This window comes from Streptococcus oralis, assembly GCF_001588645.1.
Taxonomy (GTDB): Bacteria; Bacillota; Bacilli; order Lactobacillales; family Streptococcaceae; genus Streptococcus; species Streptococcus oralis_AB.
Window position 1 is genome coordinate 82555 of the sequence record NZ_LAYF01000014.1, and the last position, 7545, is coordinate 90099.

The following is a 7545-nucleotide window of genomic DNA, read 5'->3' on the forward strand; positions in this document are numbered from 1 at the left end:
TTGTTCAGTTAGAAATAAAAATTTAAATATTAGAGGAAATCATGACAAAATTAAGAGAAGATATCCGTAACATTGCGATTATCGCCCACGTTGACCACGGTAAGACAACCCTCGTTGACGAATTATTGAAACAATCAGAAACGCTTGATGCACGTACTGAATTGGCAGAGCGCGCTATGGACTCAAACGATATCGAAAAAGAGCGTGGAATTACAATTCTTGCGAAAAACACTGCCGTTGCCTACAACGGAACTCGTATCAATATCATGGATACACCAGGACACGCGGACTTCGGTGGAGAAGTTGAGCGTATCATGAAAATGGTTGACGGTGTTGTCTTGGTCGTGGATGCCTACGAAGGAACCATGCCACAAACTCGTTTCGTATTGAAAAAAGCCTTGGAACAAGACCTTGTTCCAATCGTGGTTGTCAACAAAATCGATAAACCATCAGCTCGTCCAGCAGAAGTAGTGGACGAAGTATTGGAGCTCTTCATTGAGCTTGGTGCAGACGATGACCAGCTTGATTTCCCAGTGGTGTATGCTTCAGCTATCAACGGAACTTCTTCATTGTCAGACGATCCAGCTGATCAAGAAAAAACAATGGCACCAATCTTTGATACCATTATCGACCATATCCCTGCTCCAGTGGACAACTCAGATGAACCTTTGCAGTTCCAAGTCTCACTCTTGGACTACAATGACTTCGTAGGTCGTATCGGTATCGGTCGTGTCTTCCGTGGTAGTGTGAAAGTTGGGGACCAAGTTACCCTTTCTAAACTAGATGGTACAACGAAGAACTTCCGTGTTACAAAACTTTTCGGTTTCTTTGGCTTGGAACGTCGTGAAATTCAAGAAGCCAAAGCTGGTGACTTGATTGCCGTTTCTGGTATGGAAGACATCTTTGTCGGTGAAACCATCACACCAACAGATGCAGTTGAGGCTCTTCCAATCCTACACATTGATGAGCCAACGCTTCAAATGACTTTCTTGGTCAACAACTCACCATTTGCAGGTCGTGAAGGAAAATGGGTGACTTCTCGTAAGGTGGAAGAACGCTTGCAGGCAGAATTGCAAACAGACGTTTCCCTTCGTGTTGACCCAACGGACTCACCAGATAAATGGACTGTTTCAGGACGTGGAGAATTGCACTTATCAATCCTGATCGAAACCATGCGTCGTGAGGGTTATGAGCTTCAAGTATCTCGTCCAGAAGTTATCGTAAAAGAGATTGATGGTGTTAAATGTGAGCCATTTGAACGTGTGCAAATCGATACTCCAGAAGAATACCAAGGATCTGTTATCCAAAGCCTTTCTGAACGTAAGGGTGAAATGTTGGATATGATTTCAACTGGTAATGGTCAAACTCGTTTGGTCTTCCTTGTTCCTGCGCGTGGTTTGATCGGATACTCAACTGAGTTCTTGTCAATGACTCGTGGTTACGGTATCATGAACCATACCTTCGACCAATACTTACCATTGATTCCAGGGGAAATTGGGGGACGTCACCGTGGTGCCCTCGTTTCCATCGATGCTGGTAAGGCTACAACTTACTCAATCATGTCTATCGAAGAACGTGGTACCATCTTTGTCAATCCAGGTACTGAGGTTTACGAAGGAATGATCATCGGTGAAAACTCTCGTGAAAACGACTTGACAGTTAACATCACTAAGGCCAAACAAATGACCAACGTCCGTTCAGCTACTAAGGACCAAACAGCGGTTATCAAGACACCTCGTATCTTGACGCTTGAAGAGTCTCTTGAGTTCTTGAATGACGATGAGTACATGGAAGTAACGCCTGAGTCTATCCGTTTGCGTAAGCAAATCCTCAACAAGGCAGAGCGCGAGAAAGCCAACAAAAAGAAAAAATCAGCTGAATAAGAGCTAGAAAGAGATAAAGATGGTCTATTTAATCATAGGGATACTCTTATTACTACTCTATGTATTTGCGACACCCCAAAGTATCAAAGGAACAGTCAACATCGTTATCTTGGTCTTTGTAGTTGTTGCTCTCTTGATTTTGCTGATGTTGTCCATCTTGCAAATCTTCCAATTACCGACAGAATTCTTTGTCACAATCGCCATGCTGGCTCTAGCCTACTTTAGCTTGAGAGACATTACGCTCATGCCTGTAAAAAAGAGCAGAAGAAGATAAATAGAAAGAGAGCTATGGCTCTCTTTTTCTATGCTAGAATGAAGGCTAGAGCATTTTCGTTTAGTATTATTTCCATAAAAATGGTAAAATAGTAGGAGTAGAAATGGAGTTTGAGACATGAAAGTAATCGATCAATTTAAAAATAAGAAAGTACTTGTTTTAGGTTTGGCTAAGTCTGGTGAGTCTGCGGCCCGTTTGTTGGACAAGCTGGGTGCTATTGTGACAGTAAATGACGGCAAGCCTTTTGAGGAGAATCCTGCTGCTCAAAGCTTGCTAGAAGAGGGAATCAAGGTTGTCACTGGTGGGCATCCTTTGGAGCTCTTGGATGAAGATTTCGCTCTGATGGTGAAAAATCCAGGTATCCCGTATAGCAATCCCATGATTGAAAAGGCATTGGCAAAGGGGATTCCAGTCCTGACTGAGGTGGAATTGGCTTATTTAATCTCAGAAGCGCCAATTATCGGTATCACTGGTTCAAATGGGAAAACCACCACAACGACGATGATTGGGGAAGTTTTGACTGCTGCTGGTCAATGTGGTCTCTTGTCAGGGAACATCGGCTATCCTGCTAGTCAAGTGGCTCAAACTGCGACAGCCAAGGACACGCTCGTCATGGAACTTTCTTCTTTCCAACTGATGGGCGTCCAAGAATTCCATCCTGAGATTGCGATTATTACCAACCTCATGCCAACTCATATTGACTATCATGGTTCTTTTGAGGAGTATGTGGCAGCTAAGTGGAATATCCAGAACAAGATGACAGCGGATGATTTCCTTGTATTGAACTTTAATCAAGACTTGGCAAAAGAATTGGCTAGCAAAACACAAGCCACTGTTGTACCATTTTCAACACAGGAAAAGGTTGATGGAGCCTATTTGGAAAATGGTCAACTCTACTTCCGTGGGGAAGTGGTTATGGCAGCTAGTGAAATCGGTGTTCCAGGTAGCCACAATGTAGAAAATGCCCTTGCGACCATTGCTGTAGCCAAGCTCCGTGGCGTGGACAATCAAACCATCAAGGAAACTCTATCAGCCTTTGGAGGTGTCAAACACCGTCTCCAATTTGTGGATGAAATCAAGGGTGTCAAATTCTATAACGATAGTAAGTCAACCAATATCTTGGCTACTCAAAAAGCCTTGTCAGGATTTGACAACAGTAAGGTTATCTTAATTGCAGGTGGTTTGGACCGCGGCAATGAGTTTGACGAATTGGTGCCAGATATTACAGGGCTCAAGAAGATGGTTATCCTCGGTCAATCTGCAGAACGTGTCAAACGGGCAGCGGATAAGGCTGGTGTGGCTTATGTAGATGCGACAGATATTGCTGATGCGACCCGCAAGGCTTATGAGCTCGCGACTCAAGGAGATGTGGTTCTCCTCAGTCCTGCCAATGCTAGCTGGGATATGTATGCTAACTTTGAAGTACGTGGCGACCTCTTTATCGACACAGTAGCGGAGTTAAAGGAATAATATGAAAAAAATTGTCTTTACAGGTGGGGGGACGGTTGGACATGTCACCCTCAACCTTTTGTTAATGCCCAAGTTCATCGAAGACGGCTGGGAAGTTCACTATATTGGTGATAAACACGGAATCGAACACCAAGAAATCCTCAAGTCGGGCTTGAATGTGACCTTCCACTCCATTGCGACTGGGAAGTTGCGTCGCTATTTCTCTTGGCAAAATATGCTGGATGTCTTCAAAGTTGGTTGGGGAATTGTCCAATCCCTCTTTATCATGTTACGACTGCGTCCACAGGCTCTTTTTTCTAAGGGAGGATTTGTCTCTGTACCGCCGGTTATCGCAGCGCGAGTGTCAGGAGTGCCTGTCTTTATTCATGAATCTGACCTGTCTATGGGCTTGGCCAATAAAATCGCCTATAAATTTGCGACTAAGATGTATTCGACATTTGAGCAGGCTGCTGGTCTCGCAAAAGTCGAGCATGTGGGGGCAGTGACCAAGGTTTCAGATCAAAACACTCCTGAACAAGATGAATTGGTGGATATCCAAACCCACTTTGATCCTAAATTGCCAACGGTATTGTTTGTCGGTGGTTCTGCAGGAGCTCGTGTTTTTAACCAATTGGTGACTGATCATAAGCAAGAACTGACAGAGCGCTACAATATTATCAATCTCACTGGAGATTCTAGCCTCAATGAGTTGAGTCAAAATCTCTTTCGTGTTGATTATGTGACGGATCTCTATCAACCCTTGATGGAGATGGCAGATGTGGTGGTAACTCGTGGCGGTGCCAATACGATTTTTGAGCTCTTGGCCATGGCTAAACTCCATCTCATCGTACCATTGGGTCGTGAAGCAAGTCGAGGAGACCAGATTGAAAATGCGGCTTACTTTGTTAAGAAAGGCTATGCAGAAGAACTTCAAGAAAGTGACTTGATCTTGGAAAGCTTGGAGGAGAAACTGAGTCACTTGCTTAGTCACAAGGATCAGTACCAAGCTAGCATGAAAGCTTCGACTGAATTGAAATCTCTTGCAGATTTTTACGATCTACTAAGAAAAGACCTAGCATAAGGAATATCAATGTCAAAGGATAAGAAAAAAGAATCAAACCAGAAGCAAGAATTGTCTGAATGGCAGAAACGAAACCAGGAATACCTGAAGAAGAAGGCTGAGGAAGAAGCTGCCCTAGCTGAAGAGAAGGAAAAGGAAAAACAAGCTCGTAAGGAAGCCAACTCGAAACTATTGGAGGAATCCAAGAAATCATCGAGTGAGTCAGATGAGGAAGCCTCAAGTCCAAGCAAGGAACTATCCGAAAAAGAAGAAAAATCTCAAAAGGATGACCGGAAAGTCAAAGAGGGAAAAGAGAAGAAGAAAAAAGAAAAACCAGAGAAACCAGCCAAACCTAAAATTGCGCCTGTTCATATTTGGCGAGCTGTGAGTATCTTGGTACCCAGTGTCCTGGTCCTCCTTCTTTCAGTCTATCTATTGACTCCACTTTCGACCATCAAAAATATCGAGGTTAAGGGGAATAGTAACACCCAGGCGGATGACATCAAACAGGCTTCTGGGATTCAAGATAGTGACTATACTTTAGCTCTATTGTTGGATAAGGAAACATACGCTGAGCGAATCAAGTCCAATCATTGGATAGAATCAGCGAAGATTAACTATCAATTTCCGACTAACTTTACGATTGAGGTTAAGGAATTTGATATTGTTGGTTATTATGTGTCTGGTGAAGAGTATTATCCAATTCTTTCTAGTGGTACAGTAGAGTCAACTCCTGTTGATCGCTTAAACTTGCCTGAGACTTATCTGACAGTTACCTTTAACGATGAGCAGCAGGTGAAAAAGCTGATAACAGGATTGTCTACCATCAGTGAGGATATCAAGAGTCAAATCCAGAAAATCGAATTAGCGCCGAGCAAGGCAACAGCAGATCTTTTAAAAATTACTATGCTGGACACAGATGAGGTTTTGGTTCCCTTGTCAGAATTGAGCAAGAAATTGCCTTATTACAGCAAAATCAAGCCCCAATTGACAGAACCGAGTGTAGTCGATATGGAGGCTGGAGCATACAGCTATACCATAGCGGATAAGCTGATAGAAGAAGCAGAAGAAAAAGCCAAGCAAGAGGCTAAGGAAGCTGAGAAGAAAAAACAGGAAGAAGAAAAGAAAAAACAAGAAGAACAGGGAAATCAAAGTCAAACGAGCCAGCAGTCACAGAGTCGTTAGACTAACTTTTTCTCTTGATTTTTGAATGGTATAGAAGTCCAGTTTCAAGTTTTTGCTTGACAAGTCCTACTATAAATAATAGAATAGAAAAAAACCTTTAAAGCAGTCCAGAGAGGCAGCTAAGGTTAGACGGTGAAAGGGTGGAGACTACCCATTTTTCGTGGAACCTTGCTGTTGGCAGGTTCCTTTTTTCGTGGTTTGTTTTTAACCGTACTCTCTTGCTCGTAAAGGTAAAAGGAGAAAGGTATGCGTGAACATCGTCCAGTTATTGCTCTTGATTTTCCTAGTTTTGAGGCGGTCAAGGAATTTTTATCTCTTTTCCCAGCAGAAGAAAGTCTTTATCTAAAAGTAGGGATGGAGCTTTATTATGCGGAAGGTCCAGAAGTTGTCCGTTATTTGAAGTCACTGGGGCATAGTGTCTTTTTGGATCTCAAGCTACATGACATTCCAAATACAGTAAAATCTGCCATGAAGGTCTTATCTCAGCTTGGTGTAGACATGACCAACGTTCATGCTGCTGGTGGTGTGGAGATGATGAAGGCTGCGCGCGAAGGTCTTGGGACGCAAGCCAAATTGATCGCTGTGACCCAGCTTACCTCAACGTCGGAAAGCCAGATGCAGGATTTTCAAAATATCCAAACCAGCTTGCAAGAGTCTGTGATTCACTATGCCAAGAAGACAGCTGAAGCGGGCTTGGATGGTGTCGTTTGCTCGGCTCAGGAAGTGCAACTCATCAAGCAGGCTACCAATTCAGATTTTATCTGTTTGACACCGGGAATCCGTCCAGCGGGAGCTGCGGTTGGGGACCAAAAACGCGTCATGACGCCAGCGGACGCTTATCAAATCGGTAGTGACTATATCGTAGTAGGACGTCCCATTACCCAAGCTGAGGATCCTGTTGCAGCTTATCATGCTATCAAGGATGAATGGAACCAAGACTGAAATTAAAGAAATAGATTATAAAAACAAAAGGAGAATACTATGACACTTGCTAAAGATATCGCTAGCCACCTCTTGAAAATTCAGGCAGTTTACCTTAAACCAGAAGAGCCTTTCACTTGGGCATCTGGGATCAAATCGCCGATTTATACTGACAACCGTGTGACGCTTGCCTATCCAGAAACTCGTAGCTTGATTGAAAATGGTTTTGTGGAAGCTATTAAAGCAGAATTTCCAGAAGTAGAAGTGATTGCAGGAACAGCGACAGCAGGGATTCCACACGGAGCTATCATCGCTGACAAGATGAACTTGCCTTTTGCCTACATCCGCAGCAAACCAAAAGACCACGGAGCTGGTAACCAAATCGAAGGCCGCGTAGCTCAGGGGCAAAAGATGGTAGTGGTTGAAGACCTCATTTCAACGGGTGGGTCTGTTCTTGAAGCCGTAACAGCAGCTAAACGCGAAGGAGCCGATGTTCTTGGTGTCGTAGCTATCTTCAGCTATCAATTGCCAAAAGCAGATAAGAACTTCGCAGACGCTAGTGTAAAATTGGTGACTCTTTCAAACTACAGTGAGCTGATCCACCTAGCCCAAGAAGAAGGTTACATCACACCAGAAGGACTCGACCTCCTAAAACGCTTTAAAGAAGACCAAGAAAATTGGCAAAACGCTTAAAACATAGAAAATCAGGTAGTCGCTAGGATTACCTGATTTTGTTTTTAATACTAAAGTTGAGCGATAACTTCCTCAGTTGT

General features: G+C 43.4%; 7 protein-coding genes. All 7 read left to right on the plus strand.

Features of this window, described 5'->3' with window-relative positions; translation table 11 throughout:
• The first annotated feature begins 41 nt into the window (after positions 1 to 41).
• The gene (gene typA, locus A0739_RS08845) at positions 42 to 1883 is read left to right on the plus strand and encodes a translational GTPase TypA (protein WP_061587725.1); all 1842 of its coding nucleotides are present in this window, start codon (positions 42 to 44) and stop codon (positions 1881 to 1883) included.
• A 19-nt stretch (positions 1884 to 1902) separates the two neighbouring features.
• Positions 1903 to 2157, plus strand: a complete 255-nt coding sequence (locus tag A0739_RS08850) for a DUF3165 family protein (RefSeq protein WP_000262661.1) — start codon at positions 1903 to 1905, stop codon at positions 2155 to 2157.
• 117 nt (positions 2158 to 2274) lie between these two features.
• The gene (gene murD / locus A0739_RS08855) at positions 2275 to 3627 is read left to right on the plus strand and encodes a UDP-N-acetylmuramoyl-L-alanine--D-glutamate ligase (RefSeq protein WP_061587726.1); all 1353 of its coding nucleotides are present in this window, start codon (positions 2275 to 2277) and stop codon (positions 3625 to 3627) included.
• Between the two features lies 1 nt (position 3628).
• Positions 3629 to 4687: a UDP-N-acetylglucosamine--N-acetylmuramyl-(pentapeptide) pyrophosphoryl-undecaprenol N-acetylglucosamine transferase gene (locus tag A0739_RS08860; protein ID WP_061587727.1), complete on the plus strand. Its 1059-nt coding sequence runs from the start codon at positions 3629 to 3631 to the stop codon at positions 4685 to 4687.
• 9 nt (positions 4688 to 4696) lie between these two features.
• Positions 4697 to 5851, plus strand: coding sequence for a cell division protein FtsQ/DivIB (locus tag A0739_RS08865; protein WP_061587728.1), 1155 nt, complete (start codon positions 4697 to 4699; stop codon positions 5849 to 5851).
• 246 nt (positions 5852 to 6097) lie between these two features.
• On the plus strand, positions 6098 to 6793 hold the full coding sequence (gene pyrF / locus A0739_RS08870) for an orotidine-5'-phosphate decarboxylase (RefSeq protein WP_061587729.1): 696 nt from the start codon (positions 6098 to 6100) through the stop codon (positions 6791 to 6793).
• A 39-nt stretch (positions 6794 to 6832) separates the two neighbouring features.
• Positions 6833 to 7465 (plus strand): orotate phosphoribosyltransferase, encoded by a 633-nt coding sequence (gene pyrE / locus A0739_RS08875; RefSeq protein ID WP_061587730.1) that lies wholly within the window; start codon positions 6833 to 6835, stop codon positions 7463 to 7465.
• The last annotated feature ends 80 nt before the right edge of the window (positions 7466 to 7545 follow it).